The organism is Pseudotabrizicola sp. (assembly GCF_030684215.1).
Taxonomy (GTDB): domain Bacteria; phylum Pseudomonadota; class Alphaproteobacteria; order Rhodobacterales; family Rhodobacteraceae; genus Pseudotabrizicola.
On the sequence record NZ_JAUXOV010000076.1, the window covers coordinates 101,216 to 127,652 of the forward strand.

The following is a 26,437-nucleotide window of genomic DNA, read 5'->3' on the forward strand; positions in this document are numbered from 1 at the left end:
CCGAGGGTGTGAAGCCCTCGGTCCGGCCCGGTCCACCAGATCCAACGCCCGGAATTCATCCTCATGCTTCTCGCCATTGACTGCGGCAATACCAACACCGTGTTTTCCATCTGGGATGGCACGCGGTTCATGTCCACCTGGCGCATCGCCACGGATCACAAGCGCACGGCGGATGAATATTTCGTCTGGCTCTCGTCGTTGATGACCATGACCGGCACCAAAGCCACCATCTCCGAGGCTATCATCTCCAGCACGGTGCCACGCGTGGTGTTTAATTTGCGGGTGCTGTGTGATCGCTATTTCAACTGTCGCCCCTTGGTCGTGGGTAAGCCGGAATGCCGCCTGCCGGTGGCACCGCGTGTAGATCAGGGCACGACCGTGGGGCCGGACCGGCTGGTGAACACAGCGGGCGCGCATCATCGGCATGGCGGCGATCTGATCGTGGTTGATTTCGGCACCGCCACCACCTTCGATGTGGTGGATACAGACGGCGCCTATGTCGGCGGGGTGATCGCCCCGGGCGTCAACCTCAGCCTTGAGGCGCTGCACATGGCCGCCGCCGCCTTGCCGCATATTGATGTCGCCAAACCGGTCAAAACCATCGGCACGAATACGGTGGCCTGTATGCAATCAGGCGTGTATTGGGGGTATATCGGGCTGGTCGAGGGCATCGTGCGCGAAGTGCGCCGCGAACGCGACCGTCCCACCAAAGTTATTGCGACCGGGGGGCTTGCCTCCTTGTTCGCCCAAGGCACCGACTTATTTCACATGATCGAGGACGATCTGACCATGCATGGCCTCGTCCTGATCCACGACTTCAACAAGGAAACTGCATGAGCGCGAACCGTCTGATCTATCTTCCCCTCGGAGGCGCGGGCGAGATCGGGATGAACTGCTATGTCTATGGCTATGGCCCCGTGGGCCGCGAACGGCTGATCGTGGTCGATCTGGGCGTGACCTTCCCCGATATGGATGGCAGCCCCGGTGTTGATCTGATCATGGCCGATATCTCTTGGCTGGAAGCACGGGCCGACCGGATTGATGGTATCTTCATCACCCATGCGCACGAAGACCATATCGGCGCGCTTGGACTGCTTTGGCCCAAGCTGAAATCACGCGTCTATGCCCGCCGTTTCACCGCCACCATTGGCCGGCTCAAGCTGGACGAGGTTGGTCTGCCGCTGGACACAATTACTACGGTTGAGCCGCGCCCTGCCGTGATCAAGGCCGGGCCGTTCGAGGTGCAATTCGTGCCGGTCAGCCATTCGATCCCCGAGGCGAGCGCCTTGGTGATCGACACGCCTGCGGGCCGGGTCTTTCATTCCGCCGATTTCAAGATCGACGCCAACCCGGTTGTGGGCGAGCCTTGGGATGATGTGGCGATCAAGTCCATTGCCGATGAGCGTCCGATCAAGGCGCTGATGTGCGATTCAACCAACGTGTTTTCCACCCATCCGGGCCGGTCGGAATCCACCCTTGGCCCCGCGCTCAAGGATCTGATTTCCTCGTGCGGGGGGATGGTGGTGGCGACCACCTTCGGCTCAAACGTCGCCCGTCTGAAAACGCTGGCCGAGGCAGCGCGCGCGTCGGATCGGTCGATCTGCGTGTTGGGCCGGTCGATGCGGCGGATGTTGTCGGCGTCGGAAGAAACCGGCGTGCTGACCGGCTTTCCGCGACTTGTGTCCCCTGAAGAAGCGCTGGATATTCCGCGCGGCAACCTGATGCTGCTGGTGACCGGATCACAGGGCGAGCGCCGGGCGGCATCGGCGCAGCTTAGCCGGGGCAAGTATCTGGGATTGCAGATGAAAGACGGGGACACCTTCTTGTTTTCATCCAAAGTCATTCCGGGCAATGAACGCGGTGTGCTCAAGATCATGAACGCGTTTTCCGAAATGGGCGTTGATGTGGTGGACGATTCCGGCGGGCTTTACCATGTGTCGGGCCATGCCAACCGCCCTGATCTGGAGCATGTTCACCGCCTGTTGCTGCCCGACATGCTGATCCCGATGCACGGCGAACACCGCCACCTGCGCGAACATGCCAAGATCGCGACCGAATCCGGGATCGCGGCCGAAATCGTCACCAATGGCATGATGATGGATCTGACGGGCGAATCCCCGAAAGTCGTCGAGTATATCGAAACCGGACGGCTGTATCTGGATGGCAATGTTCTGATCGGCGCGCTGGACGGTGTGGTGCGAGACCGTATTCGCATGGCGCTGAACGGTCATGCGATGGTCACTGTCATTCTGGACGAATCCGACGAACCGCTGGGCGAGGCTTGGGTCGAACTGTCGGGCCTGCCCGAAGTGGGCCGCGGAGAGCGTAATCTGGCCGAGACGCTGGAAGGCGATCTGTCGGCCTATCTTGAAAGCGCCGGGGCTAAGGTCTTGCGCGATGACGCCAAACTCGACGAGGCTTTGCGCCGCATCGTGCGGCAGGTTGCGATGGAAGAAATTGGCAAAAAGCCGGAAGTGACCGTTGTGGTCAGCCGGCTTCAGGCAGAATAACGCGGGGGCTGAAAGGCCCCCGGTCCTTCAGACCGAAGAAAAGGCCCTGCATCGCTGCAGGGCCTTTGATATTTGGTGGGATGAAAAGCAGATCAACCGTCAGTGCCGGTTGCAGGCTCATCTTCGACATCATCTTGCGTGACGGCCGAAATCTTGAAGCTGCGCAGGATAAAATCTGGCACATGGTCGCCCATGCCGACAACCGCGTGATCCCGGCGATCATCGCGACGGTCGCCCCGACGATCATCGCGGCGCTCACGCTGTTGGGGCGGGGCAGCTGCATCTTCACGACGTTCCGAGCGCCGATCATCGCGCGGAGCGTCCCGACGTTCGGTCCGGCGGTCGTCGCGACGTTCTTCGCGGCGCGGCGCGGGCGCTTCGGCCACCTCTGCCAAAGGCGCCACAACCGCTTCGGGCTGTTCAATCGGCACCATGCTGGCGGGGGCCGCAGTTTCATCGCGCTTGGGTTTGCGGTTGCGGTCACGGTCACGGGTCTTGCCGCGCGCATCGCCACGCGCTTCACGCGGGCGGTCGGAGGAGGATTCGTCCAGCCCCGTCAACGCACCCTCTGGCAGGACGCCACGTGGGATCGGTTGCTTGACCAGCGATTCAATGGCCGACAGGTATTTGTCGTCGTTCGGCACCGCAATTGTATAGGCCTTGCCCAGACGCCCCGCGCGGCCGGTTCGGCCAATGCGGTGGACGTAATCTTCGGGGTGCGACGGCACGTCGAAGTTGAACACATGGCTGACCGCCGGAATGTCCAGTCCGCGTGCGGCCACGTCAGAGGCCACAAGCAAATGCAACGACCCGTCACGGAACGCATCGAGCGTTTTCATACGCTGCGATTGTTCCAGGTCGCCATGGATAGGCGCCGCATTAAAGCCGTGGGCTTTCAGCGACTTGGCCACCACATCCACATCCATCTTGCGGTTGCAGAAAATGATCGCGTTGGTGCAGGCTTCACCCTCGCTCTTGATAAGACTGCGCAGGACAGCGCGCTTTTCGGTAAAGCTGCGATCTTTGCGCGATGGCGAGAACTGGATCAGCGCCTGTTCGATGGTGGCCGAGGCAGAATTCTGCCGCTCAACCTGAACCCGTGCCGGGTTGGTCAGGAAGGTGTTGGTGATCCGCTCAATTTCAGGCGCCATGGTTGCGCTGAAGAACAGGGTCTGGCGGGTGAACGGGGTCAGTTGGAAAATGCGTTCGATATCGGGGATAAAGCCCATGTCCAGCATCCGGTCGGCTTCATCCACCACCATGATCTCCACCCCGGTAAGCAGCAGTTTGCCACGCTCAAAGTGGTCCAGCAGGCGGCCCGGCGTTGCGATCAGCACATCAACGCCACGGTCGATCAGCTTGTCTTGTTCACCAAAGGACACGCCGCCAATCAGCAGCGCCTTGGTCAGCTTGGTGTGCTTGGCATAGGCGTCAAAGTTTTCCGCTACCTGAGCAGCCAATTCGCGCGTGGGGCACAGCACAAGGCTGCGCGGCATCCGCGCACGGGCGCGACCACGGCCAAGCCGGGTGATCATCGGCAGCGTAAAGCTTGCGGTTTTTCCGGTGCCGGTCTGGGCAATTCCCAACACATCGCGGCCTTCCAAAGCGAAGGGAATCGCCTGTGCCTGAATGGGGGTAGGGGTTTCATAGCCGGTATCAATAACGGCTTGCAGAACGCGCGGGTCCAGCGCGAGGTCAGAGAATTTAAGCATCAGCGTCCTTTGGTTGTGGGATCGGCCCACAAATCATGAAAAGGGACGCATCCAATCCGGCGCCCCGGCAACAAGCCCGCCGTATGCGGGACTGTGTATTGCCCTATCTTAAAACGCGGCTCAGGTCAATGTGGCGGTTTTTGAGGCAACGGATGCAACCAATACCCTGCCAACACGTTGAATCGTCACACACGCCTAGGGACAGCTGCGCCCCTATGCTACGCTTGTTCCGCGCGTGAAGCGCCTAGCCGATTGAAAGGGCTCTCTATGCTTATCCGTTACGGCTATGACTTCACATTATACTGCGCGCGCGAGACACCTGTTGTGACCATGGTCAGCGCCCGGACAGAGCGCGCGGGCGATATGCTGTGCCCTGAGGTTCACACCCGCTTTCCCGATGTGGAAGAAGAGATTTATACCGATAGCTTCGGTAATATCTGCCGCCGGTTCAACGCGCCATCGGGGGTCATCCGGCTTCACGGGGTTGGTTATATGCGCGACAGTGGTCTGCTGGACCCGGTCACACCCGATGCACCCGAACATGACGTATCAGACCTGCCAGATGAGGCGCTGATGTATCTGTTGTCGTCGCGCTATTGCGAGGTGGACCGGATGAGCCAGCTTGCCTGGGATCTGTTTGGCAACACCGCGCCGGGCTGGGGCAGGGTGCAGGCGATCTGCGACTATGTGCATGGCCATATCACGTTCAACTATCAGGACGCGCGCAACACCCGTAGCGCCTTTGATGCGTGGCAAGAGGGGCGCGGAGTGTGCCGCGATTTCGCGCATCTCGCCATCACCCTGTGCCGCTGCATGAACATACCGGCGCGGTATGTGAACGGCCAGTTGGGGGATTTCGGCATCCCCTACACCGCCGACCCGATGGATTACGCAGCGTGGATGGAGGTGTATCTGGGCGGGGCGTGGCACACGTTTGATCCGCGCAACAACATGCGGCGGATCGGGAGGATCGTGATTGCGTATGGGCGCGATGCAGTCGATGTGCCGATGATCACGTCTTTCGGGCCACATCTGTTGCAATCCTTCACCGTTATCACGGATGAGGTGTCGGAAGCTGATCTGGCACAGCAAGACGCCGCGCAGTAGCGCGGCGCCAAGGGCCTCGTCAGACCATCATTTCCTTGGTCGCGGTCAGCCGCAATTCGGGATAGTCGCGCAACACCCGGTCAATGTCCCATTGCAGGCGCGTCAGGAACACCACGTCGCCATCGTGATCGGTAGCGATGTGTTGCTTGTTGATGTTGATCAGCTTTTCCACTTCGGCCTTTGGCCCCTGCACCCAGCGGGCCGAGGTGAACTGGCTGCCCTCAAACCGAACGGGAAGGGCATACTCCGCCTCAATCCGGCTGGCCAGCACGTCAAACTGCAAGGCCCCGACGACGCCGACAATAAAGCCGGACCCGATCATTGGCTTGAACACCTTGGCGGCACCTTCTTCGGCGAATTGCATCAGCGCCTTTTCCAGATGCTTGGCTTTCATCGGGTCGCCAGCGCGCACGCCTTGCAACAATTCGGGCGCAAAGGACGGGATACCGGTAAAGCGCAAAGCCTCGCCTTCGGTCAGGGCGTCACCGATGCGCAACTGGCCGTGGTTCGGAATGCCGATGATGTCACCGGCCCAGGCTTCCTCGGCCAGTTCACGGTCGGCGGCGAGGAACATCACCGGGTTGGCAATCGCCATCTGTTTCTTGCTGCGCACATGGGTCAGCTTCATGCCGCGCGCAAAGTGGCCAGAGGCAAGCCGCACAAAGGCCACGCGGTCGCGGTGTTTCGGGTCCATATTGGCCTGCACCTTGAACACCACGCCAGTCACGGCAGTTTCTTCGGGCGCGACCTTGCGGGTGGCAGTGGGTTGTGGTTGCGGCTCGGGGCCGAATTTGCCGATGCCGTCCATCAGTTCCTTTACCCCGAACGAATTGATCGCTGAGCCGAACCAGATCGGCGTCATGGACCCATTCAGCAGCGCCTCGCGGTCAAGCGCGGGCAACAATGCGCGCGCCATTTCCAACTCTTCACGCAGCTTGGCAAGTGCCTCTGCTGGCACGTGTTCGGCCAGCTTCGGGTCGTCCAACCCATTGATCTGAATGGTTTCGGCCACCCGGTTGCGGTCAGCGCGGTCCATCAGTTCCAGCCGGTCGTTCAGAATGTCATAGCAGCCCAGAAAATCGCGGCCCGACCCGATGGGCCAGCTTGCGGGCGACACATCAATCGCCAGATTTTCCTGAATCTCGTCGATGATCTCAAACGTATCGCGCGCCTCGCGATCCATCTTGTTGCAAAAGGTCAGGATCGGCAGATCGCGCAGGCGGCAGACTTCGAACAGCTTGCGTGTCTGGCTTTCCACACCCTTGGCGCCGTCAATCACCATCACCGCCGCATCCACCGCCGTCAGCGTGCGGTAGGTGTCTTCGGAAAAATCCGAGTGGCCGGGGGTGTCGACAAGATTGAAGCGATATTCGCGGAAATCGAACGACATGGCCGAGGCGGAAACCGAGATCCCGCGTTCCTGCTCCATCTTGATGAAATCAGACCGGGTGCGCCGCGCCTCTCCCTTGGCGCGGACCTGTCCGGCCATCTGGATAGCACCGCCAAACAGCAGGAATTTTTCGGTCAGCGTGGTTTTGCCTGCATCGGGGTGAGCGATAATGGCGAATGTGCGCCTGCGGGCGATTTCGGGCGGAAGCGGGGGGCGATTGGTCAACATATCGGCGCGTTTATCGCAAAGCGAAACGCGCGTCCATCACCCCCGGCGCGCTACTTTTCCTCGGGGCCCCGACGCGGTGGCGAATACAACGCCTCACGGCCCACTTCGTCCAGAAACTGGCGGCTGGCCTCGGTCCCGAAATGTTGCACCTGAGCCAGGCCGGGAAACTGCGCTTTTACATCCTGTGCCATATCGGCAGGCAGGCGGGACAGGGTCGCATCATTCACCATCAGGCTTTCGGCGGGCACGCCCTCGGCATAGATGATCTCGTGTTGGTCGAACACCAAAGAGAAATAATCGACAAAGCCGCCGATCCGCTGGAATACCCGTTCATCATCGACCAGGTGCTTGGCCTGGACCAGCAGTTCCGAGGTTTGCAGCCCCGCGCGTCGCTGGCGCTGATACAAAAAGATGCGGTGATGCGGGCTGACGATCAGATCGCCAGCGTTGCCAAGCGTGCCAGCGGTGATGACCACGGGCGCAAAAACGCCTTGGGCGCGCAAGGTGGCCTTGCCCAGCCAGCGCAAAGGCTGCGGGCCATGATCGCGGGTCAGAACCTTGTCACCGGCGCGCAGGGCCTCAATCGGGTGCTGGCGGCCATCGGCAAGGGTGATCATGGTGCCGCGCGCAAAGGACACACACAGCAGATCGGCCAGCCGCACTGCTTCGGGTGTGTCGTCAATGGCGACAAGTGTATAATCCGCCAATGCGGACATCGGCGACAGAGGCAAAGCCAGCCCGGTCCCGTCGTCAAGCCGCATCAAAAGCAGGTCGATCTTGTCACCATCGGGGGCCATCAGGGTATAGCGCGCCTCTAGCCGAACAGAATCACCCGGGCTGCCGATCTGGCTGCCACTGGCCACCCGTTGGCCGTCCTGTCCATGCGACAGGATCAACCGCAGCGCCTGCACACCCTCTTCCAGCGCGTAAATATCTCCTTCGCATACCTCATGCGGACCGGTCAGGCCATCGCCGCTGTTGACGCCGTGAATGACGTAAATGCTTTGCGCCGGAAACACCTGACAGGCGTGGCCGGGAAGCGTAGCCGGATCGGGAAGCGGAGGGGTCATGCTGCGTTTATCCGTTCTGAAAGCTGATGGCCGCCCCAGAGACCACGCTGTTTGCCTTAGCCCGAAGGCGCTCTTGCGTCAACGCGGCTTGGGCTGCTACGCACAGGGAAACACCGAAGGTATGGGGGCGACTATGGATCTGGGGATCAAGGGAAAACGGGCGTTGGTCTGCGCCGGGTCCAAAGGGCTTGGCCGGGGCTGCGCTGAGGCTTTGGCGGCGGCCGGAGTCGATCTGGTGCTGAATGCGCGCGGGGGCGATGCACTGGAGGCGACCGCAGCCGCGATCCGGGCGGCTTACGGGGTGACGGTCACTACGGTTGCTGCCGATATCACCAGCGAAGACGGGCGGGCACAGGTGCTGGCGGCGGCAGGGGCGGTCGATATACTGGTGACCAACGCAGGTGGCCCACCTCCGGGGGTGTGGAGCGACTGGGCGCGCGATGATTTCATCCGTGCACTGGATGCCAATATGCTGACACCGATTGCCCTGATGACCGCGCTTTTGCCTGGCATGATTGACGCGGGCTGGGGCCGGGTGATCAATATCACCAGCCAGTCGGTCAAGGCACCGATTGCGCAACTGGGCCTGTCGAATGCCGCGCGCACGGGTCTTACCGGCTATGTCGCGGGCACAGCGCGGCAGGTGGCGCCGCATGGGGTGACGATCAACAATCTGTTGCCGGGCATCCACGACACCGACCGTGCCGCAGCCCTGGACGCAGGCGTGATGAAGGCCGAAGGGATTGACGAGGCCGAGGCCCGCGCGCGGCGCGCCGCCACCATCCCTGCGCGGCGCTATGGCACGGCGGCCGAATTTGGCGCGGCCTGTGCGTTTTTGTGTTCAGTTCACGCGGGGTTTATCGTCGGGCAGAATATCTTGCTGGACGGTGGTGCCACCAATGCCACGATCTGAGTAGCACGTACCCGGACTGATCTGCCCGGACTGATCTGCCCGGACTGATCTTATTGAGCGCGCTGCGCGCGCGCGGTTTTTGTCTCGTCGCGCGCCGTTGGCGCGTCTTCTCGGCGGGCCTCCGGCGGGGATATTTGAGAACAGAAAATGCGGCAGGGGCGGGTCTTGCTCTGGGGCGGATGGGCTGTTAGGGCAAGTTGACGAAAACACTGGGAAACCGATGCAAGTGCCACAGCCCCGCCTGATTGTGGATCATCTGAGCCGGTCCTTTGCGGGCCGGGTGGTTGTGGATGATGTCTGCCTTGAGGTGGCGGCGGGTCAGGTGACCTGTTTGCTGGGACCATCGGGCTGCGGGAAATCCACCACGCTGCGGATGATTGCCGGGGTCGACCGGCCTGACGCGGGCCGCATTGTGATTGACGGCGCAGAGGTGTCGGGGCCGGGGCGGCATCTGCCGCCCGAACACCGCTCGGTCGGGTTGATGTTTCAGGATTTCGCGTTGTTCCCGCATCTGACGGTGACCGACAATGTCGCTTTTGGGTTAAAGGGCGACCGGGCGGCGCGGATGCGGCGGGTGGATGAACTGCTGGAGCGGGTCACACTGAGCGGCTTTGGTGCAAAGCATCCACATCAATTGTCGGGGGGCGAGCAGCAGCGCGTGGCTTTGGCACGGGCCTTGGCCCCGCGGCCGCGTGTCATGCTGATGGATGAGCCGTTTTCAGGTCTGGACAACCGCTTGCGCGATGGCATCCGCGACACCACGCTGGATATTCTGAAGTCCGAGGGCACCGCTGTTGTGCTGGTCACTCATGAGCCGGATGAGGCGATGCGGATGGCCGATGAAATTGCGTTGATGCGGGGCGGGCGCATTGTGCAAAGTGGCGCGCCCTATAACGTCTATAATACCCCTGTCGACAAGGCGGCAGCTGCATTTTTCAGTGATATCAACGTGATCCGTGGCGTGTCGCGTGGCGCGTTGACTGAGACCCCCTTTGGGGCGTTTCTGACACCGGGCCAGCAGGACGGCGCGGCGGTGGACATCGTGATCCGGCCCCAGCATCTGAAGATCGACTTTGACCGCGCCGGGCGCGGCCCTAATCCGACGCCGCAAGAAGGCACGCCGGCCAGTGGTTCTGTGATCCGGTCGCGGTATTTGGGGCGCGAAAGTCTGGTCGAGTTTCGCATGGCGTTTGATGGATCAACCCTGATGGCGAGTGTGCCGGGGGTGTTCTTGCCCAAGGTCGGCACCGTGCTGTGGCTGATGATCCGGCGCGATCGCTGTTTTGTCTTTCCGGCGCGCTAGCCGTTCAGCCCTCACCCGACATCAGCGCGCGGTAATCGGCCAGCGTTTTGCCGCGTTCATTGGGGTAGGTCTCGCCGGTTTCATCCATTGCCATGATCCTATCTACGCGGAAGCTGCGAAAGCCACTGCGCTGTTCGCACCATGCGCCAAGTGTCCAGATCCTGCCTGTCAGATCCAGCGCAAGCGGGCGGATGTCGCGGTGGGTCTCGCGCCCCTCGGGATCGATATAGGTCAGCGTCAACCGCTGCCGGGCCTTGATGGCGCGGCGCAGCAAAGGCACATGCGCGGTGGCCCGGTTGGTTTCCTTGCCGGTGAAGACGAACAGATCATCTGCATCCGCCTCGGGCGGGGCCGGGGTTACGCTTGCAATCTTGGTGGCCAGAATGCGGGCTGCACGGGCAAGGGTCTGATCCGGCCCCGCTGCCACCAGACGCACGCCCGCGCGCAGAGCATCGAGCTCGGCTCCGGTCAGGATCATCGGCGGCAGGGTGATCGGCGCGCGCAGGATATAGCCTACGCCGCGCTCTCCCTCGACCGGCAGGCCAGATGCCATCAGCGTGGCCATGTCGCGCCAGATCGTGCGCACCGACACGCCCAGACGGGTTGCCATCTCTCCGGCACGGTGCAACCGCCCGTCGCGCAGGATCTGGATCAAGTCGAACAGGCGGTCGGTGCGGCGCATGGCGGGTTCCGGTAGGGGGCAACTGACATATAGCTGTCAGGTATCTGGTGGCAACGCCCTGTCTGTCGGGATGAATATGGCTAGGAACATCGGTGTGAGGGCGATACATGGACTATAGCACGGACGGGCAACACCCCGTTCTGATCAGCAGGAGGATTTCACATGCTTAACAATATTGGCCTTCCCGGCCTTCTACTTATCGCGGTGGTGGTGTTGGTCCTGTTTGGACGTGGCAAGATCTCATCCCTGATGGGCGAGGTGGGCAAAGGCATCACCGCGTTTAAAAAGGGTGTGAAGGACGGCTCGGAAGAAATTGAAAACGCATCGAATACGCCTGCGCGTGACGTGACGCCCGAAGCGGAAAAAGACAAGGTCTGACCTGATTTTTCGCTGACTGGAAAGGAAGCCCTGCGCCATGTTAGATCTCGGCATGTCCGAATTGCTTGTCATCGGGATCGTCGCGCTGATCGTGATTGGCCCCAAAGACCTGCCCGAACTGTTCCGCAGTCTGGGCCGCTTTACCGCCAAGATGCGGGGCATGGCGCGCGAGTTTTCGCGGGCGATGGAAGCGGCGGCGGACGAGTCCGGTGTGAAAGATGTGGCAAAAGATCTGAAGAGCGTGACCTCTGCCAAATCAATGGGGCTGGAGGCGGTCAAGGAAGCCACTGCAAAGTTTGAAAAGTGGGATCCGTTGAAAAACGCAGCCCGCCCGACCACTGCGGCCAAGCCCGCATTGCAACCTGATCCGCAAGCCGCCCCGCCTGCAGCGCCCCCCCCTGAACCGGCCCCGGCGATGGGTCCAGCGACGCAGGCTTTGGCCGATGCCAAGGCCGCGCGGCAGGCCATTGTCAAGGAAACTGCGGCCAAGCTGAAGAAGCCCGCCACGCCTGCTGCGACCCCGGCGGCCACCGATGCGGCCTCCGCCTCGGCCCCGATCAAAAAGCCGCGCGCTCCGCGCAAACCGAAATCCGATCAGACCCCCAAGGCCGACGTATGACCAAAGCAGACGATATCGAAGACAGCTCTGCGCCCCTGATCGAGCATCTGGCCGAACTGCGCAACCGCCTGATCTGGGCGGTGTCTGCGTTTATCATTGCCATGGTGGCCTGCTTTTTGGTGGCTGAACCGATCCTTGGCTTCCTGTTGACTCCCATTGAAGATGCGATGCGGGCTTTGGGCAACCCGAACCCGATCATGCAATACACCGCCCCGCAGGAGTATTTCTTTACCCTGATTCATATTTCCGTGGTGGCGGGGCTGGCACTGTCTTTCCCGGTCATCGCCTATCAGCTGTGGCGCTTTGTGGCACCGGGTCTGTACCGCAATGAGAAGAACGCGTTCTTGCCGTTCCTGATCGCCTCGCCTGTGCTGTTCATTCTGGGCGCGGTGTTCTCGCATTACATCGTGACGCCGCTGGCAATGACCTTCTTTCTCGGCTTTGCAGATGCGACCTCTGTCGTCTCGGCGCTGTTGCCTGCCATTTCCGATGCACCGATTGCTGATATGCCGGTGGCGACTCCTTTGACTGAAGCGGTCAAAAAGCAAGGCATCGACATTGTGTTTCAGGGTAAGGTCAATGAAACGCTTGATATTTCGTTGAAACTCATCATCGCCTTTGGCCTGTGCTTCCAGCTTCCGGTGCTGCTGACCCTGATGGGCAAGGCAGGGTTGGTGTCCTCCGCCGGGCTTGCCGGCACGCGCAAATATGCGGTCGTGATGATCCTGTTGACTGCCGCCCTGGTCACGCCCCCCGATATCCTGAGCCAGCTGATCCTGTTTCTGGCCGTCTATCCGCTTTACGAGGTGTCAATTTTCCTGATCCGCCGGATCGAGAAAAAGCGCGAGGCAGAGCTGCGCGCCCAAGGTCTGTGGGAAGACCCAGAGGCGGATGAGGAAGACCACCCGGCATGACCGAAGACGCGCTTTCCCGCATCGCCGCCGCATTAGAGCGGCTGGCCCCAAGCCCGCGCCCGGCCCCTGATTTTGGCGCGGCCGATGCCTTTGCCTGGCACACCGACCCCGACCGGCTGGAGCCGGTCAGCCGCGTGGCACGCCTGGATCTGGCGCTGCTGATCGGTGTCAACCGCGCGCGTGACACGCTGTTGGACAACACCCGCCATTTCGCGCGCGGCCTGCCGGCCAACAACGCGTTGCTCTGGGGCGCGCGCGGCATGGGGAAGTCCTCGCTGGTCAAGGCGATCCACGCCGCAGTTCTGGCCGAGGGCCTGCCGCTGAAGATCGTGGAACTCGCGCGCGAAGATCTGCCTTCGGTGCAGCGCCTGCTGGCACTGCTGCGCGGATCAGACGCGCGCTTTATCCTGTTTTGCGATGATCTGTCCTTCAGCCATGACGACCAGCACTACAAATCACTCAAAGCCGTATTGGATGGCGGCATTGAGGGCCGGCCCGAAAATGTGTTGCTCTATGCCACATCAAACCGCCGCCACCTGATGCCGCGCGACATGATCGAAAACGAACGCTCCACCGCGATCAGCCCGTCCGAGGCGGTCGAGGAGAAAGTCTCGCTGTCAGACCGCTTTGGCCTCTGGCTGGGGTTCCATCCCTGCACTCAGGACGATTACCTCAACATGATCCGGGGCTATTGCGCTGCACATGGGGTCAGCGTCCCCGAGGACCGCCTGCGCGCCGAGGCGATTGAATGGCAAGCAACCCGTGGTGCGCGCTCGGGCCGCGTCGCCTGGCAGTTCTTCTGCGACCTCGCCGCCCGCGAAGGCATCCGTCTGTAGCACAGACGCAGACCCCAAAGCTCTGCCTGCTCATTTTCTGTTCTTAAATATCCCCGCCGGAGGCATCCGACAGGGACATCATGCGCGCCTATTGCAGGAAAGGCACCGGGTCGGTGCTGTCCACACCCCGCCGAACCTCAAAGTGCAGGAATGATGGCGTGCCGGCCCTGACCGCTGCGATGGTCTGGCCCCGGCTGACCGTATCGCCCTTTTTCACCGTAATCTTGTCCACACCGGCATAGACCGTCAGCAGATTGTCGGCATGGCGCACCACGATGATCGGGGTTTGCGCGGTATCGGTGGTGATCGCGGCCACAGTGCCGGCGGCAGCGGCCTTGACGGCCGTACCTGCCGGGGCAGAAATATCAATGCCGTCGTTGCGGCCCTTGGCATAAGGCCGGATGATCGACCCTTGCACCGGCATCTGCATCTTGGTTGACGTGCTGCGCTGCGCGCCCAGATCGGGCGAGGCTGGGGTCTCTTTGGGTTTTGCGGCAGCAGGCGCGGTCTTCTCTGCGGGCAGGGGCTGCGTGGCCGATGGCGGTGTCGGCGTGGCCGATCCTGCACCGGGCACGCTGACCGCTTGCCGTGCCGCAGGTGGCGGCGCGTCAGAGGCCAGCGGGATGATCAGATATTGCCCTTCGCGCACATCAAGGTTCGGGCCAAGCCCATTCCATTCGCCAAGCGCCTTGGCCGAGATGTTATAGCTGCGCGCGATCGAAAACGCGGTTTCGCCGCGCTTGACCTGATGGCGCACCGGTTCGCGGCCCGTGCTGGGTTTGGTGGTGGCGGGGGGCGTTGGTGTGCCCACGCGGTCCAGCGCGGTGGTGGCGATGCTTGACACATCCACGGGCGCAGGGCTGGCCCCGGTTCCGGTCATGATCCCGCCGCCTTGCACCGGACCGGTGTCCAGGATCCGGCGCGGCAGGGCCACGATTTCGCCCTCGCGCAGCGTGTCGGTCGGGATGATCGCGTTATAGCGTGCCAGCTCGTCCGCCGGAATGCCGACCCGAGCGGCAACCGAGGCAACCGTATCGCCGCGCCGGGCAACAGCCACCTGATACCCGGGATAAGAGATCACGCCGCGCCCATCGGGTGTGGGCCTGCGTTCAGTGGCGCTAAGCGCCGCATCTGTCGTGTCCAGCACGCCCGGACCGTTGCGCAGATCCCAGTCCAGCCCGGTAAACGGACTGCCGCCAGAAGTCGGCATGCAGGCCGACAAAGCCCCAAGGGCACTGCCCAGCCACAGGATGCGCATAAGGGGGGCCATCGGGGCCGGTGAGTTGCGGGTCATGCTCTGCCTCTTGTGTTTGTCGGGCGGTGTTTCCCGCCCTTTGTTACGCCATCTACTCTGCACCAAGACCTTCGATCAGCGGCACGAAACGCACCGGGCGCAGTTCTTCGTAATCATATCCGCTGCTGATGCGGGTCACCTTGATCAGACTTTGCACGGTATCGGACTGTCCCACCGGCAACACCATGATACCCCCAACTTTGAGTTGCGCCAAGAGGGGCCCGGGCGGGTCTTCGGCGGCAGCGGTCACGATAATGCGGTCAAAAGGGGCCTGATCGGGCAAACCATAGCTGCCATCGGCAGAAAAGGCGGTAATATTGACAAGCCCCAGATCCTGAAACACGCCTTGCGCCTCACGCACCAGACGCCGGTGACGGTCCACAGTGTAGACGCGCCGGGCCAGATGGGCCAGAATGGCAGCCTGATAGCCTGATCCTGTTCCCACCTCCAAAACCGTATCGCGTGGCTGCACATTCAGCGCCTGCGTCATCAGACCGACCACCGAAGGCTGGCTGATGGTCTGCCCACAGGCAATCGGCAGCGGCATGTCATCATAGGCGCGGTCAGCGAAATGGCCGCGCACGAACAGGCCACGGTCAACCCGTTCCATCGCGGTCAGCACGCGGGCGTCAGTCACGCCCCTTGATCGCAGTCCAAACAAAAAGCGCATCTTGCGTTCGGCGTCCGTCTCATCCGGGCCGCCGCTTCCCATCATGCCAGTTGCGCCTCCAACGGCGCGAGCAGGTCATGCGCCGTCAGATCAGCGCGCATGGGTGTCACGGAAATCCAACCCTCAAGGTTAACAGCAGCGTCTGTGCCGGGCAGGGTGGGCGTGTGCTGCGGGCCGCCCTTGATCCACAGATAGCGCCGCCCGGTCGGCGACAGATGCGGCTCGCACGAAAACGAGGTGTCGCGGCGAAAACCTATGGCTGCAACTTTGGTGCCCTGCACCTTCTCGGCGGCGACAGGCGGGAAGTTCACATTGTAGAACACCCGATAATCGTCCTGAGTCCAGATGCCCTTGTCCAACAGCTTGCGCACCACGGCAGCCCCATGCTGGGCCGCAGCCTGAAATGGCGTGTCCAGATCATCGGTGCCGCGCCCCATGTATTGCGACAGTGCAATCGCCGGAATGCCTTGCAGCGCCGCTTCCATCGCGCCGCCAATGGTGCCGGAATAGAGCGTGTTTTCAGCCGCGTTGTTGCCCCGGTTCACCCCCGACAGCACCAGATCGGGCTTGGCCCCATCCAGCACATCGTAAATTGCGGCCAGTACACAATCGGCCGGACTGCCCTCGGCGGCATAGCGGCGCTCTGCCAGACGCGCGATCATCATGGGGTGCGAATAGCTGATGCAATGACCCACGCCCGATTGCTCAAACGCGGGGGCCACGGTCCAGACCTCACCGTCGGGGCCGGCGATCTCATGGGCGATGACGGTCAGAACCTCCAGCCCCGGAGCGTTGATGCCGTCGTCATTGGTGATCAGAATGCGCATGAAATTCGTCCTTTCCCCCTGCTTAGACGACCGATGCACAGGCGGCAAGCACAAGCGCCACCTTTGCTTGACATCACCGCTTTTGCACTGTCCGCTGGCCCCAAAGAAAGGCCCCGACATGACATTGACCGCGCAGGACGTCATCGATCTGACCCGGTTCCGGCACGATCTGCACCGCCACCCCGAGGTATCGGGGCATGAGGCGCAAACCGCGCTGCGGGTGCAGGCGGTGTTGCAGGGGCTGGGGGCCGACCAGATAGTGACAGGTCTGGGGGGACATGGGGTGGCGGCGGTGTTTTCGGGCGCTGCACCGGGCCCCACGGTGATGATCCGGGCTGAACTGGACGCGCTGCCTATCCTGCAAAATCCGGGCCTTCCGCATCGGTCCTTGACCGACGGGGTCGCGCATCTGTGTGGCCATGATGGCCATATGGCGATTGTGTTGGGCGTCGCGCGCCATCTGTCGCGCCACCGGCCCGCGACGGGCCGCGTCGTGGTGATGTTTCAGCCTGCTGAAGAAGACGGCTCGGGGGCGGCTTTGGTGCTGGCTGATCCGCGCTTTGCCGCTTTGCGTCCCGACTGGGCCTTTGCGCTGCACAATATGCCGGGCCTGCCGCTGGGGCGCGCGCAGGTGTCGGCGGGGCCGATGAATTGCGCCTCTTGCGGGATGCGTCTGCGCCTGACCGGACGCACCGCCCATGCCGCAACGCCAGACACCGGCCTGTCACCGCAGGCGGCCATTATCACGCTGATCCCGGCCTTGACGGCGCTGGGGCCGGGCGGCGCACTGGCCCCCGGCTTCCGGCTGGTGACCTTGACCCACGCTCGCCTTGGGACGCCCAGCTTTGGCATCGCGCCGGGTGAGGGCGAGGTTTGGGCAACTCTGCGGAGCCTGACCGACGCTGATATGATCGACCTCAGGGCGCAGGCGCAGGACTTGGCCCAGGCGGTTGCGGGCGCGCATGGGTTGGGGCTGGATATCAGCTGGCACGATGATTTTGCGGCCTGCCACAATGAGCCTCAGGCGGTTGGCCTCATAAAGGCGGGGTTGACCGTCGCCGCCATCCCCTTTGGCCCCACCGACGGCCCGATGCGCCCATCCGAGGATTTTGGCCGCTTTGCCAGCAGCAGCACGCGGTCTGCCATGTTTTTGCTGGGCAGCGGCGAGGATTGCGCGGCGCTGCATGATCCGGCTTATGATTTCCCCGACGCGCTGATTGCGCCCGGTGTCTCTGCGTTTTTGGCGATTACCGCCCGAGTTCTCGGCTAAGCTGTGCCTTTTTGCACAAGTCCCGCGCGACCATAGGCGAAGACGAAGCGGCCCCTTTGGCCTATCTTTAGGCCAAAGGAGACCAACATGAGCTGGAACCCCATTCTTGACCCGTCCATCCCGATCGGTGACGCTGTGGACGCCATTGAGACCGTCATTGTGCCGCGCGCCCGCGATCTGGGCGGGTTTGAGGTGCGCCGCGCGCTACCATCTGCCGCGCGGCAGATGGTGGGGCCGTTCATCTTTTTCGACCAGATGGGCCCTGCCGAATTTCTGACCGGCAAAGGCATCGACGTGCGCCCGCATCCGCACATCGGCCTTGGCACCGTCACCTATCTGATGAAGGGCCGAATTCATCACCGCGACAGCCTTGGCACCGATTCATGGATCGAGCCGGGGGCAGTGAACTGGATGCTGGCAGGGCAGGGCATCACTCATTCGGAACGGCAGGATGGAGACATCCGCAACACGCCGCATGATCTGTTCGGACTGCAGACCTGGCTGGCCTTGCCGCGCGCGATGGAGGACAACCCGGCGGCCTTTGTCCACGCCACCAAGGCAGACCTGCCCGAACTGGAGGGCGAGGGTAAACAGGTGCGGCTGATTCTTGGCACCGCTTATGGCCAGACAGCACCGGTCGATGTGGGGTTTGAAGTGTTCTACGCCGACGCCCATCTTTCCCCCGGTGCTGCGATCCCGCTGCCCGATGATCACGAGGACCGCGGGGTCTATATCCTGTCGGGTGAGGTAACCGTGGGTGGTCAGACCTTTGACGCGGGCCGGATGCTGGTGTTTCGCCCCGGCGACTGCATCTCGGTCCGGGCGGGCGATTCTGGCGCGCGGGTGATGCTGCTGGGCGGCGCAACGATGGACGGGCCGCGCCATATCTGGTGGAATTTCGTGGCCTCGTCGCGTGAGCGGATCGACGCCGCGCGTGAGGCATGGCGGGCGGGCGATTGGGCGCATGGCCGCTTCCGTCTGCCGCATGATGACGCGGGCGAATTCATCCCTGCACCGGAAAGATAGGCTTGCGCGAAAAAAGCGCGGGAATGGATCAAAGCCCGCTTGACGCCCCCTGCGCATCCCCCTAAAAGCCCCCCTACGGCGCGGGTAACACCGGGTCGGACGGAATGTGCGGTTGTAGCTCAGTTGGTTAGAGTACCGGCCTGTCACGCCGGGGGTCGCGGGTTCGAGCCCCGTCAACCGCGCCATTCCTGCCCCAAAAAGCCCTCGCAAAAGCGGGGGCTTTTTGGTTTTCCGCCTCCGTCCAAGGCTTCGGGTTTAAATATTCAAATCAAATGCTTGTGCGGAATCATGCGGCGACCTTGTGGCGGTTTCAAAGGGTCACGGCAGTTTTGACTTTGCCCCACTTTCCGGCTTGACGCCCCCAGTCGGCGGCTATATCCCCGCTGCATCGCGCGGTTGTAGCTCAGTTGGTTAGAGTACCGGCCTGTCACGCCGGGGGTCGCGGGTTCGAGCCCCGTCAACCGCGCCACTTCTCCCCTATATGCAGTCTTTAGAATATGTGTTAGGCCCGAAAATGTTTCAGCCTTTGGCCAAACATCGGAGTTTGCATGCGTTTTCTGGATCAACTGCCCCTGAGCTATGCCGTCATTGCCGCGCTGACGCTGGGGCTGTCACCGTTTTTGCCTGAACCGCATCTGGTGGAAAAACTGCGGATGCTGGCGCAGGGAAATTTGATCAAACCTATCGACATCGGTGATCTGGTATTGCACGCTTTACCTTGGATGATCCTGTTGGCCAAGCTGGCGCGGATCGCTGCAAAGCGCTGAACGAAGGGGCGGGCGATGGATGGGGTTGTTCAATCACGCTTGCCCTTTGCGCCTTGGGCTGATGCGCGCACGCGGCGGTTGCCGGGGATTTTGCCGCTGGATATGGCCGATTGGCTGCGGGTGGATGATGCCTATGCCGGTCAGATGGCGCTGCGAGACCGTCTGATTGCAGAGCGCGAGGACGCGGTGGTGGGGCAGGTGAGCCTTGCCGCGCAAGCCATTGAGGAATTCTATGAATTTACGCTCGCGCGCTTGCCTGAAGGCTTTGTGTGGGCCGGGGATTCGGTGACGCGCCCGGACGGTGTGCGGCTGACCTTGGACCCCGCGCGCCCATTGCAGACGCTGGGGCGATTGGTGCAGCAAGACCTGTGTTTGATGCAAGAGCATGGCACGGGCGAGCATATGCTGTCGGCGGCGGTGTTGTGCTTTCCGGCGGGCTGGACCTTGGCCGAAAAGCTGGGGCGGCCTTTGATGCGGATGCACCGGCCCGTGGAGGACTACACGCCCGATATGGGCCGCAGAGTGCAGCGGTTGCTGGATGCGGTGCGGGTCGAGACGCCGCTTTGGCGCGCCAATGCCCACCATTCGCGTGCTCCCTTGTTCAACCCGCTGACCGAGGACGCACCCAAGGACACGGTGGCGCAGGGCGCGATGCCGTTTATCCGGTCGGAACGGCAATGCCTGATCCGGTTGCCAGTCAGCCGTGCGGTGCTGTTCTCAATCCACACCTATGTGGTGCGGCTGGAGGATCTGACGGCAGCGCAGGCGTCAGCTTTGGCCGAGTTTCCCATTCACCGCGCGCTTTAGCTTCTGGCTGTAACATCCTGACCACAAACGAAAAGGCCGCCCCAAGGGGCGGCCTTCGGTTTTGGGACTGCTGTGATCAGCAGGAGTAGTACATCGCATATTCGATCGGGTGTGGCGTATGCTCGTAGGCGTACACTTCTTCCCATTTCAGCGCCATGTAACCTTCCAACTGGTCTTTGGTGAACACGTCACCAGCGATCAGGAAGTCCATGTCTTTTTCCAGCTCTTCCAGCGCTTCGCGCAAGCTGCCGCAAACGGTTGGGATCGCGGCCAGTTCTTCGGGCGGCAGATCATACAGATCCTTGTCCGAAGGCGCGCCGGGGTCGATCTTGTTCTTGATGCCGTCTAGGCCAGCCATCAACAGACCCGCAAAGGCCAGATAGGGGTTGGCTGCCGGATCGGGGAAGCGGGCCTCAACACGCTTGGCCTTTGGCGATTCCGTCCACGGAATACGAACCGCACCCGAGCGGTTGCGGGCCGAATAGGCCAGCAGAACCGGTGCTTCGAACCCTGGGATCAGGCGCTTGTAGCTGTTGGTGGCCGGGTTGGTCAGTGCGTTCAGGGCCTTGGCATGCTTGATGATGCCGCCGATGAACCACAGCGCCTCTTGCGACAGGTCGGCATATTTGTCGCCTGCAAACAAAGGCTTGCCGTCTTTCCAGATCGACATGTTCACGTGCATCCCCGAGCCGTTGTCGCCTTTCATGGGCTTTGGCATGAAGGTTACGGTCTTGCCGTAAGCGGCCGCGACGTTGTGGATGACGTACTTGTATTTCTGGATGTTGTCGGCCTGTTCGACCAGACCGCCAAAGATCATGCCAAGTTCGTGCTGGCAGGTCGCAACTTCGTGGTGATGCTTGTCAACCTTGATGCCCATACGCTTCATGGTGGACAGCATTTCGCCGCGAATGTCTTGGGCTTCGTCAATCGGGTTGACCGGGAAGTAGCCGCCCTTGTGGGCTGCACGGTGGGCAAGGTTGCCACCTTCGATTTCCGCGTCGGTGTTCCAGGCTGCGGCTTCGGCGTCAATCTGGAACGACACCTTCTGCGGGCTGACCGAGTAGCGCACGTCGTCGAACATGAAAAATTCGGCTTCTGGCCCGCAGTAGAACGCGTCGCCAATGCCCGAGGATTTCAGGTAGGCTTCGGCTTTCAGCGCGGTACCACGCGGGTCGCGGCTATAGGATTCGCCCGTGTCGGGCTCAACCACCGTGCAATGCACGCACATGGTTTTTTCCGCGTAGAACGGGTCGATATAGACCGAGGTTGCGTCGGGGATCAGCTTCATATCGGACTGATCAATCGACTTCCAGCCGGCGATGGAGGATCCATCGAACATAAAGCCTTCTTCAAAGAAGTCTTCGTCCACGAGATCAACCACCAGCGTCACGTGCTGGAGCTTACCTTTGACGTCGGTGAAGCGGATGTCGACATACTCGACTTCTTCATCCTTCATCAGTTTCAGAGCTTTTTTAATAGCGCTCATCATGCTGCCTTTCGGTTTCTGGGTGTTACAGTGCAGGCCAAGCGGGCCTGATGTTGGGGGGTCAGACGGCGTCGTCGCCGGTCTCGCCTGTGCGGATGCGGATGGCTTGCTCGACCGAGCTTACAAAAATCTTGCCATCGCCAATTTTGTCAGTGCGGGCGGCCGAGATGATCGCGGCAACGGCCTGATCGACCATATCATCGGTAAGGATGACCTCGATCTTCACTTTGGGCAGGAAATCCACCACATATTCAGCGCCACGATACAGTTCGGTGTGACCCTTCTGGCGGCCAAAGCCTTTGACTTCGGTAACGGAAAGGCCCTGAATCCCGGCTTCTTGCAGGGCCTCCTTGACCTCATCAAGCTTGAAGGGCTTGATGATTGCCTCGATCTTCTTCATGGGCCGAACTCCCCCGCGCCTTGGTTCTTTTACTGTCTTATGCTGTCTGATCATTTCCTGTCAGCCGCGACAATTGACTAAGGTTTGTGCAATGGCAAGCGCGGTGGGATTCTCGCAGGTATGATTAAAATTTGTGCGGTAATGCTAATTTATGAGCGATTTAAAAACGGAATGGGCGGAAATATGACTGAAGTTCTGACATCTGCCCAAATGCGCGCCGTTGAGGCGGCAGCGATTGCCAGTGGCACCGTCACCGGGCTGGAGTTGATGGAGCGTGCCGGGCGTGGCGTGGTGGAAGCGGTGTTCGATGAATGGCCGGAGCTGCGCGGCGGCGCGGGCACAGATGAGTATTGGGGCCAAGATGAAAACCATGGGCCGCGCCGGGCGGTGGTGTTGTGTGGGCCGGGGAACAATGGCGGCGACGGGTTCGTGGTGGCGCGGCTGTTGCATGGTTTGGGCTGGGAGGTGGAGGTGTATCTGTATGGCGATCCGGCAAAGCTGCCGCCGGATGCGCGGGTGAATTATGTGCGGTGGTGCGGGATAGGGGAGGTGCGGGCGCTGGAACTGGATGCGGTGTCCGCAGGTCGGCCGGTTGCGCTTTGTGTCGATGCCCTGTTCGGCACAGGTTTGGCGCGCGCTGTCGCAACGTCGGTTGTCGCGGCGGTGAAAGCCTTGTTTAATGCTTTTCTGGGGGATTCAAAGGTGGTGTCTGTCGATCTTCCCTCGGGCCTTTGCGCGGACAGCGGGCGGGTGTTGGCAGGGGAAACGGCTGGGCCTGGATTAGGTGAGGTGTTGCGCCCTGACCTGACGGTCAGCTTTCATCGGGCAAAGGTCGGTCACTGTCTGAGCGAAGGGCTGCGGCAGCGGGGGCGATTGCGGGTGGTGGACATTGGCCTTGACGCTTTGCCTTCGACCACTGAGACGGCAACGGTACCGACGCCAACAAACGCGGTTGGCAAAGCCACGGATGCCCACAAATACTCTCACGGCCATGCGCTTATTCTCTCCGGCCCCGCTGGCCGAGGCGGGGCGGCGCGTTTGGCGGCGCGGGGGGCGCTGCGGATCGGGGCGGGGGTGGTGACGGTGGGCTGCGCTGCGGACGCGTTGGCGGAGCATGCTTCGCGGCTGGATGCGGTGATGCTGCGGGAGGTTGTGGATGCGCGGGCCTTGGCTGCTGTGCTGGAGGATGGGCGGATCAATGCGCTTTGTCTGGGGCCGGGGATGGGGGCGGGGGCGCGGGAGGCGGCGCTGGTGGGCGTGGCTTTGAGGGCCGGGGTGGCACGGCGGGGTGAACCCCGCCGTGCGCTGGTGCTGGATGCTGATGCGCTGACGTTGATCGCACGGGATGCCGCGCTGTTTGGGGCCTTGCATGACAGATGTGTGCTGACGCCGCATGCCGGGGAATTTGCGCGGTTGTTTCCCGACATTGCCGCGCGGTTGGCTGCGCCTGCGACCACGGGGCCTGCCTATTCCAAGGTGGATGCCACGCGCGACGCGGCGGCGCGAGCCGGGTGCACAGTGCTGTTCAAGGGGCCGGATACGGTCATTGCCGGGCCGGATGGGCGCTGTGCCGTCAATTCGGCACCGTATGACCGTACGGCGCCTTGGCTGGCGACGGCAGGCTCGGGCGATGTTTTGGCAGGGTTTATCAGTGGGCTGCTGGCACGTGGCTTTGCGCCGTTTGACGCCGCTTGCACCGGGGCCTGGCTGCATGTGGAATGCGCGCGCAGTTTCGGGCCGGGGTTGATTGCAGAGGATCTGCCCGAGGCACTACCAAAAGTGTTCCGCGCCTTGGGGGTGTGAAAAAAGCCGCCCCAAGGGCGGCTTTGCTTTCGGCAGACTATTGTCGAAATCAGCCGCGCTGTACGGCCGTTTCGCACCCCAGTTCCAGCCCGGCGGCAAAGATCACCTGCGGATCTGCGAAATGCAGGGTGACGATCCGGGCCTCGGCCACGGTTTCGCTGCGGATATAGGCGCCATCCACAAGACGGTCAGCGCGCATCACGGCCTGATCAACGCCAGTCATGGCCTTGGCGCGCCAGTCGCGGATCAACAGCGGTTGTTGCGGCGCGACGATCATGTCGGCCTCGGGGCGGTCTTTTCCCAAAACGCCTTCGGAAATGCGGATCACGCTGGCATTCTTGACAACGGCGATCTCAACCCCAGTGACCGCGCGTGCGCCGGACCGGGTGATGATCTTGTCACCGGGGGCCACAAACTCGATCGGCATGGCGCCTGCAAGGGTCAGGATAATGGTGCCTGCCGCGATCCCGCAGAGCGGCATTTTGGTGCTGGCATCAACGGTACCTGCGGTGGGTCCAACGGAAAGCTCTGCCATGATCAACTCCAGTGCCAACATTTTGTCTGCCTCATGCTTTTTTGATCCGAAATATGGCAGGAACAGGGCGGCGGCGAGGCTTTCTTGGGCGAGGGCGGGGCATTTTCGGGGCTGCGTGGCCGGAATGCCGCCAAAATCTCGACGGTAAGGCCAGCCACGGAGGATGCGTTTTTGCTCTCGCCAGTCGCGGAACGCTTTGCTAGAACACCGGGGCACGGCGGGTATGCCCCATAGCGGGTCTAGCCTTTCGTATGTTGCGGGTGTGGCGAAATTGGCAGACGCACCAGATTTAGGTTCTGGCGCCGCAAGGCGTGGGGGTTCAAGTCCCTCCACCCGCACCATCATTGCCCTGTTGCCGCTGCCCCCCCTTTGCGATGCGCGGATTTTTCCCAAAATGCTGAACATTCGGGCGGAAAATCGGCATTCGGGCTTGCAAGCCGCCCTGCGGATTAATAGGAGAGGCGGGAAAGTTTTGACTGCCGCCTGTTCTGGCGGCCCAACCGATATGGGGAAAATATGCAAGTCACCGAGACCCTGAACGAAGGGCTGAAGCGCGGCTACACCATCACTGTGACCGCTGCCGAACTGGAAGCCAAGGTTCAGGAAAAGCTGGTCGAAGCGCAGCCCGAAGTCGAGATGAAGGGCTTTCGCAAGGGCAAGGTGCCTATGGCGATCCTGCGCAAGCAGTTTGGGCCGCGCCTTTTGGGCGATGCGATGCAAGACGCGATTGACGGCGCGATGAAGGATCACTTTGACAAAACCGGCGACCGTCCGGCTTTGCAGCCTGATGTAAAGATGCAGGGCGGCGATGACTGGGCCGAGGGCCGCGACGTTGTGGTCGAGATGACCTATGACTGCCTGCCGCCGATCCCGGAACTGGATGCAAGCAAGATCACGCTGGACCGTCTGGTGGTGAAAGCCGATGACGCATCGGTTGACGAAGCGCTGAAAAACCTGGCCTCCACTGCGCAGTCCTTTGACGACCGCAAAAAGGGTGCCAAGGCCAAAGATGGCGACCAGATCACCATCGACTTCAAAGGCTCGGTTGACGGCGACTATTTTGAAGGCGGCACGGCTGAGGATTACCCGCTGGTGCTGGGGTCAAACTCGTTCATTCCGGGCTTTGAAGCGCAGCTTGTCGGCACCAAGGTTGGTGACGAGGTGAAGGTCGACGTGACCTTCCCGGAAGAATATGGCGCGGCGAATCTGGCGGGCAAAGCGGCGGTGTTTGAATGCACCATCAAGGCTCTCAAAGAGCCAAAAGCGGCCGAGCTGGATGACGAGCTGGCCAAGAAATACGGCGCCGAGGATCTGGCCGGTCTGAAGGGTCAGATCGCGGAACGTCTGGGCGTGGAATATCAGGGCGCCAGCAAAGCGATCATGAAGCGCGCTTTGCTGGATCAACTGGACGGTTTGGTCAAGTTTGACCTGCCCGCAGCTTTGGTTGAAGCAGAGGCGAACCAGATCGCGCACCAGCTGTGGCACGAAGAAAACCCTGAGGTGCAGGGCCATAACCACGACGCCATCGAGCCAACTGACGAGCATAAGTCGCTGGCCGAACGTCGTGTGCGTCTGGGCCTGTTGCTGGCTGAAATCGGTCGCAAGGCTGAAATCACCGTCACCGATGCCGAGATGACCCAAGCCGTGTTGAACGCGGCGCGTCAGTATCCTGGCCAAGAGCGTCAGTTCTTTGAATTCGTCCAGAAGAACCCGCAGATGCAACAGCAACTGCGCGCGCCTTTGTTTGAAGACAAGGTGGTTGACCACATCGTTGGTCAGGCCAAAGTAACCGAGAAAGAAGTCAACAAGGACGAACTTCAAAAGGCGATCGACGCGCTGGATGAGATCTGATTGTCTGACCAGACTGAACGGAGGGCCGCGCCGGATGGT

Annotated in this window: 25 protein-coding genes and 3 tRNA genes; 18 read left to right on the forward strand and 10 right to left on the reverse strand. The window is 61.7% G+C overall.

Annotation, left to right across the window (positions count from 1 at the left end; genetic code table 11):
• The first annotated feature begins 63 nt into the window (after nucleotides 1-63).
• Nucleotides 64-837: a type III pantothenate kinase gene (locus Q8K08_RS19505; protein WP_304800791.1), complete on the forward strand. Its 774-nt coding sequence runs from the start codon at nucleotides 64-66 to the stop codon at nucleotides 835-837.
• Nucleotides 834-2,510 (forward strand): ribonuclease J, encoded by a 1,677-nt coding sequence (locus Q8K08_RS19510; RefSeq protein WP_305251409.1) that lies wholly within the window; start codon nucleotides 834-836, stop codon nucleotides 2,508-2,510. The genes Q8K08_RS19505 and Q8K08_RS19510 overlap by 4 nt, the downstream gene beginning before the upstream one ends.
• Before the next feature lie 92 nt (nucleotides 2,511-2,602).
• Here the strand turns inward: Q8K08_RS19510 and Q8K08_RS19515 are convergent, their stop codons facing one another.
• Nucleotides 2,603-4,222, reverse strand: a complete 1,620-nt coding sequence (locus Q8K08_RS19515; RefSeq protein ID WP_305251411.1) for a DEAD/DEAH box helicase — start codon at nucleotides 4,220-4,222, stop codon at nucleotides 2,603-2,605.
• Nucleotides 4,223-4,489: 267 nt separating this feature from the next.
• Between Q8K08_RS19515 and Q8K08_RS19520 the strand changes: the two genes are divergently transcribed.
• Nucleotides 4,490-5,329 (forward strand): transglutaminase family protein, encoded by an 840-nt coding sequence (locus tag Q8K08_RS19520; protein WP_305251413.1) that lies wholly within the window; start codon nucleotides 4,490-4,492, stop codon nucleotides 5,327-5,329.
• 19 nt (nucleotides 5,330-5,348) lie between these two features.
• Here the strand turns inward: Q8K08_RS19520 and Q8K08_RS19525 are convergent, their stop codons facing one another.
• Together Q8K08_RS19525 and Q8K08_RS19530 are read right to left on the reverse strand one after the other, a co-directional pair.
• A complete protein-coding gene (locus Q8K08_RS19525; RefSeq protein ID WP_305251415.1) occupies nucleotides 5,349-6,947 on the reverse strand; it encodes a peptide chain release factor 3 in 1,599 nt (532 codons plus the stop codon).
• Nucleotides 6,948-6,997: 50 nt separating this feature from the next.
• Complete coding sequence (locus Q8K08_RS19530) at nucleotides 6,998-8,017, reverse strand: Hint domain-containing protein (RefSeq protein ID WP_305251417.1); 1,020 nt, start codon at nucleotides 8,015-8,017, stop codon at nucleotides 6,998-7,000.
• Nucleotides 8,018-8,150: 133 nt separating this feature from the next.
• Here Q8K08_RS19530 and Q8K08_RS19535 point away from each other — a divergent pair, with 133 nt between their 5' ends.
• Nucleotides 8,151-8,930, forward strand: a complete 780-nt coding sequence (locus tag Q8K08_RS19535) for an SDR family oxidoreductase (protein WP_304804866.1) — start codon at nucleotides 8,151-8,153, stop codon at nucleotides 8,928-8,930.
• Nucleotides 8,931-9,150: 220 nt separating this feature from the next.
• Nucleotides 9,151-10,233, forward strand: a complete 1,083-nt coding sequence (locus tag Q8K08_RS19540) for an ABC transporter ATP-binding protein (protein WP_305251419.1) — start codon at nucleotides 9,151-9,153, stop codon at nucleotides 10,231-10,233.
• A gap of 4 nt (nucleotides 10,234-10,237) precedes the next feature.
• Here Q8K08_RS19540 and Q8K08_RS19545 read toward each other — a convergent pair whose 3' ends face one another.
• A complete protein-coding gene (locus Q8K08_RS19545) occupies nucleotides 10,238-10,915 on the reverse strand; it encodes a YafY family protein (RefSeq protein ID WP_304797485.1) in 678 nt (225 codons plus the stop codon).
• Between the two features lie 162 nt (nucleotides 10,916-11,077).
• On the opposite strand from Q8K08_RS19545, the gene Q8K08_RS19550 reads away from it, so the two are divergent.
• From Q8K08_RS19550 to Q8K08_RS19565, 4 genes are read left to right on the forward strand one after another with little or no spacing between them, the layout of a single operon-like run.
• Nucleotides 11,078-11,293 (forward strand): twin-arginine translocase TatA/TatE family subunit, encoded by a 216-nt coding sequence (locus Q8K08_RS19550; RefSeq protein WP_304797487.1) that lies wholly within the window; start codon nucleotides 11,078-11,080, stop codon nucleotides 11,291-11,293.
• A gap of 52 nt (nucleotides 11,294-11,345) precedes the next feature.
• A complete protein-coding gene (gene tatB, locus Q8K08_RS19555) occupies nucleotides 11,346-11,912 on the forward strand; it encodes a Sec-independent protein translocase protein TatB (protein ID WP_370870567.1) in 567 nt (188 codons plus the stop codon).
• A complete protein-coding gene (gene tatC, locus Q8K08_RS19560; protein ID WP_304797491.1) occupies nucleotides 11,909-12,826 on the forward strand; it encodes a twin-arginine translocase subunit TatC in 918 nt (305 codons plus the stop codon). Before tatB ends, tatC begins: the two co-directional genes overlap by 4 nt.
• On the forward strand, nucleotides 12,823-13,662 hold the full coding sequence (locus Q8K08_RS19565; protein WP_304797493.1) for an ATP-binding protein: 840 nt from the start codon (nucleotides 12,823-12,825) through the stop codon (nucleotides 13,660-13,662). The genes tatC and Q8K08_RS19565 overlap by 4 nt, the downstream gene beginning before the upstream one ends.
• An 88-nt stretch (nucleotides 13,663-13,750) precedes the next feature.
• On the opposite strand, the gene Q8K08_RS19570 is transcribed toward Q8K08_RS19565, so the two are convergent.
• Genes Q8K08_RS19570 through surE form a run of 3 tightly spaced genes read right to left on the reverse strand, consistent with a single transcriptional unit; the run spans nucleotide 13,751 to nucleotide 16,453 of the window.
• Nucleotides 13,751-14,956 (reverse strand): peptidoglycan DD-metalloendopeptidase family protein, encoded by a 1,206-nt coding sequence (locus Q8K08_RS19570; RefSeq protein WP_370870568.1) that lies wholly within the window; start codon nucleotides 14,954-14,956, stop codon nucleotides 13,751-13,753.
• A gap of 52 nt (nucleotides 14,957-15,008) precedes the next feature.
• A complete protein-coding gene (locus tag Q8K08_RS19575) occupies nucleotides 15,009-15,668 on the reverse strand; it encodes a protein-L-isoaspartate(D-aspartate) O-methyltransferase (RefSeq protein ID WP_304797502.1) in 660 nt (219 codons plus the stop codon).
• Nucleotides 15,668-16,453 (reverse strand): 5'/3'-nucleotidase SurE, encoded by a 786-nt coding sequence (surE, locus tag Q8K08_RS19580; RefSeq protein WP_304797497.1) that lies wholly within the window; start codon nucleotides 16,451-16,453, stop codon nucleotides 15,668-15,670. The genes Q8K08_RS19575 and surE overlap by 1 nt, the downstream gene beginning before the upstream one ends.
• A 118-nt stretch (nucleotides 16,454-16,571) precedes the next feature.
• On the opposite strand from surE, the gene Q8K08_RS19585 reads away from it, so the two are divergent.
• The 6 genes from Q8K08_RS19585 to Q8K08_RS19610 all read left to right on the forward strand — a co-directional run bounded on the left by Q8K08_RS19585 (nucleotide 16,572) and on the right by Q8K08_RS19610 (nucleotide 20,323).
• Nucleotides 16,572-17,723, forward strand: a complete 1,152-nt coding sequence (locus Q8K08_RS19585; RefSeq protein WP_305251424.1) for an amidohydrolase — start codon at nucleotides 16,572-16,574, stop codon at nucleotides 17,721-17,723.
• 87 nt (nucleotides 17,724-17,810) lie between these two features.
• The gene (locus Q8K08_RS19590; RefSeq protein ID WP_305251426.1) at nucleotides 17,811-18,749 is read left to right on the forward strand and encodes a pirin family protein; all 939 of its coding nucleotides are present in this window, start codon (nucleotides 17,811-17,813) and stop codon (nucleotides 18,747-18,749) included.
• Nucleotides 18,750-18,857: 108 nt separating this feature from the next.
• Nucleotides 18,858-18,934 (forward strand) — tRNA-Asp (locus Q8K08_RS19595).
• A 207-nt stretch (nucleotides 18,935-19,141) separates the two neighbouring features.
• A tRNA-Asp gene (locus Q8K08_RS19600) sits at nucleotides 19,142-19,218 on the forward strand.
• Nucleotides 19,219-19,297: 79 nt separating this feature from the next.
• Nucleotides 19,298-19,516: an RND transporter gene (locus tag Q8K08_RS19605; protein ID WP_304804022.1), complete on the forward strand. Its 219-nt coding sequence runs from the start codon at nucleotides 19,298-19,300 to the stop codon at nucleotides 19,514-19,516.
• Nucleotides 19,517-19,531: 15 nt separating this feature from the next.
• Nucleotides 19,532-20,323, forward strand: a complete 792-nt coding sequence (locus Q8K08_RS19610; protein WP_305251428.1) for a DUF3445 domain-containing protein — start codon at nucleotides 19,532-19,534, stop codon at nucleotides 20,321-20,323.
• Between the two features lie 76 nt (nucleotides 20,324-20,399).
• Here the strand turns inward: Q8K08_RS19610 and glnA are convergent, their stop codons facing one another.
• Together glnA and Q8K08_RS19620 are read right to left on the reverse strand one after the other, a co-directional pair.
• The gene (gene glnA, locus Q8K08_RS19615; RefSeq protein WP_305251432.1) at nucleotides 20,400-21,809 is read right to left on the reverse strand and encodes a type I glutamate--ammonia ligase; all 1,410 of its coding nucleotides are present in this window, start codon (nucleotides 21,807-21,809) and stop codon (nucleotides 20,400-20,402) included.
• A gap of 61 nt (nucleotides 21,810-21,870) precedes the next feature.
• Nucleotides 21,871-22,209, reverse strand: coding sequence for a P-II family nitrogen regulator (locus Q8K08_RS19620; protein WP_304801462.1), 339 nt, complete (start codon nucleotides 22,207-22,209; stop codon nucleotides 21,871-21,873).
• 183 nt (nucleotides 22,210-22,392) lie between these two features.
• Here Q8K08_RS19620 and Q8K08_RS19625 point away from each other — a divergent pair, with 183 nt between their 5' ends.
• Nucleotides 22,393-24,012 carry an NAD(P)H-hydrate dehydratase gene (locus Q8K08_RS19625; protein WP_305251435.1) on the forward strand — a complete coding sequence of 540 codons (1,620 nt, stop codon included), beginning with the start codon at nucleotides 22,393-22,395 and terminating at the stop codon, nucleotides 24,010-24,012.
• A 49-nt stretch (nucleotides 24,013-24,061) separates the two neighbouring features.
• Here Q8K08_RS19625 and Q8K08_RS19630 read toward each other — a convergent pair whose 3' ends face one another.
• Nucleotides 24,062-24,547, reverse strand: a complete 486-nt coding sequence (locus Q8K08_RS19630) for a Hint domain-containing protein (RefSeq protein ID WP_304803979.1) — start codon at nucleotides 24,545-24,547, stop codon at nucleotides 24,062-24,064.
• A gap of 256 nt (nucleotides 24,548-24,803) precedes the next feature.
• Here Q8K08_RS19630 and Q8K08_RS19635 point away from each other — a divergent pair.
• Both Q8K08_RS19635 and tig read left to right on the forward strand, forming a co-directional pair.
• Nucleotides 24,804-24,888, forward strand: a tRNA-Leu gene (locus Q8K08_RS19635).
• 175 nt (nucleotides 24,889-25,063) lie between these two features.
• On the forward strand, nucleotides 25,064-26,398 hold the full coding sequence (tig, locus tag Q8K08_RS19640) for a trigger factor (RefSeq protein ID WP_305251437.1): 1,335 nt from the start codon (nucleotides 25,064-25,066) through the stop codon (nucleotides 26,396-26,398).
• The last annotated feature ends 39 nt before the right edge of the window (nucleotides 26,399-26,437 follow it).

What these genes read in the sequence shown, in the direction of transcription:
- Q8K08_RS19565 (WP_304797493.1), top strand. Translation starts at nt 12,823, where the DNA reads ATGACCGAAGACGCGCTTTCCCGCATCGCCGCCGCATTAGAGCGGCTG.
- Q8K08_RS19530 (WP_305251417.1), bottom strand. Translation starts at nt 8,017, where the DNA reads ATGACCCCTCCGCTTCCCGATCCGGCTACGCTTCCCGGCCACGCCTGT.
- Q8K08_RS19525 (WP_305251415.1), bottom strand. Translation starts at nt 6,947, where the DNA reads ATGTTGACCAATCGCCCCCCGCTTCCGCCCGAAATCGCCCGCAGGCGC.
- Q8K08_RS19610 (WP_305251428.1), top strand. Translation starts at nt 19,532, where the DNA reads ATGGATGGGGTTGTTCAATCACGCTTGCCCTTTGCGCCTTGGGCTGAT.
- Q8K08_RS19590 (WP_305251426.1), top strand. Translation starts at nt 17,811, where the DNA reads ATGAGCTGGAACCCCATTCTTGACCCGTCCATCCCGATCGGTGACGCT.
- Q8K08_RS19630 (WP_304803979.1), bottom strand. Translation starts at nt 24,547, where the DNA reads ATGGCAGAGCTTTCCGTTGGACCCACCGCAGGTACCGTTGATGCCAGC.
- Q8K08_RS19570 (WP_370870568.1), bottom strand. Translation starts at nt 14,956, where the DNA reads ATGACCCGCAACTCACCGGCCCCGATGGCCCCCCTTATGCGCATCCTG.
- Q8K08_RS19625 (WP_305251435.1), top strand. Translation starts at nt 22,393, where the DNA reads ATGACTGAAGTTCTGACATCTGCCCAAATGCGCGCCGTTGAGGCGGCA.
- Q8K08_RS19515 (WP_305251411.1), bottom strand. Translation starts at nt 4,222, where the DNA reads ATGCTTAAATTCTCTGACCTCGCGCTGGACCCGCGCGTTCTGCAAGCC.
- tatB (WP_370870567.1), top strand. Translation starts at nt 11,346, where the DNA reads ATGTCCGAATTGCTTGTCATCGGGATCGTCGCGCTGATCGTGATTGGC.
- tatC (WP_304797491.1), top strand. Translation starts at nt 11,909, where the DNA reads ATGACCAAAGCAGACGATATCGAAGACAGCTCTGCGCCCCTGATCGAG.
- surE (WP_304797497.1), bottom strand. Translation starts at nt 16,453, where the DNA reads ATGCGCATTCTGATCACCAATGACGACGGCATCAACGCTCCGGGGCTG.
- tig (WP_305251437.1), top strand. Translation starts at nt 25,064, where the DNA reads ATGCAAGTCACCGAGACCCTGAACGAAGGGCTGAAGCGCGGCTACACC.
- Q8K08_RS19510 (WP_305251409.1), top strand. Translation starts at nt 834, where the DNA reads ATGAGCGCGAACCGTCTGATCTATCTTCCCCTCGGAGGCGCGGGCGAG.
- Q8K08_RS19540 (WP_305251419.1), top strand. Translation starts at nt 9,151, where the DNA reads ATGCAAGTGCCACAGCCCCGCCTGATTGTGGATCATCTGAGCCGGTCC.
- Q8K08_RS19535 (WP_304804866.1), top strand. Translation starts at nt 8,151, where the DNA reads ATGGATCTGGGGATCAAGGGAAAACGGGCGTTGGTCTGCGCCGGGTCC.
- Q8K08_RS19550 (WP_304797487.1), top strand. Translation starts at nt 11,078, where the DNA reads ATGCTTAACAATATTGGCCTTCCCGGCCTTCTACTTATCGCGGTGGTG.
- Q8K08_RS19545 (WP_304797485.1), bottom strand. Translation starts at nt 10,915, where the DNA reads ATGCGCCGCACCGACCGCCTGTTCGACTTGATCCAGATCCTGCGCGAC.
- Q8K08_RS19605 (WP_304804022.1), top strand. Translation starts at nt 19,298, where the DNA reads ATGCGTTTTCTGGATCAACTGCCCCTGAGCTATGCCGTCATTGCCGCG.
- Q8K08_RS19520 (WP_305251413.1), top strand. Translation starts at nt 4,490, where the DNA reads ATGCTTATCCGTTACGGCTATGACTTCACATTATACTGCGCGCGCGAG.
- Q8K08_RS19575 (WP_304797502.1), bottom strand. Translation starts at nt 15,668, where the DNA reads ATGGGAAGCGGCGGCCCGGATGAGACGGACGCCGAACGCAAGATGCGC.
- Q8K08_RS19505 (WP_304800791.1), top strand. Translation starts at nt 64, where the DNA reads ATGCTTCTCGCCATTGACTGCGGCAATACCAACACCGTGTTTTCCATC.
- Q8K08_RS19585 (WP_305251424.1), top strand. Translation starts at nt 16,572, where the DNA reads ATGACATTGACCGCGCAGGACGTCATCGATCTGACCCGGTTCCGGCAC.
- glnA (WP_305251432.1), bottom strand. Translation starts at nt 21,809, where the DNA reads ATGAGCGCTATTAAAAAAGCTCTGAAACTGATGAAGGATGAAGAAGTC.
- Q8K08_RS19620 (WP_304801462.1), bottom strand. Translation starts at nt 22,209, where the DNA reads ATGAAGAAGATCGAGGCAATCATCAAGCCCTTCAAGCTTGATGAGGTC.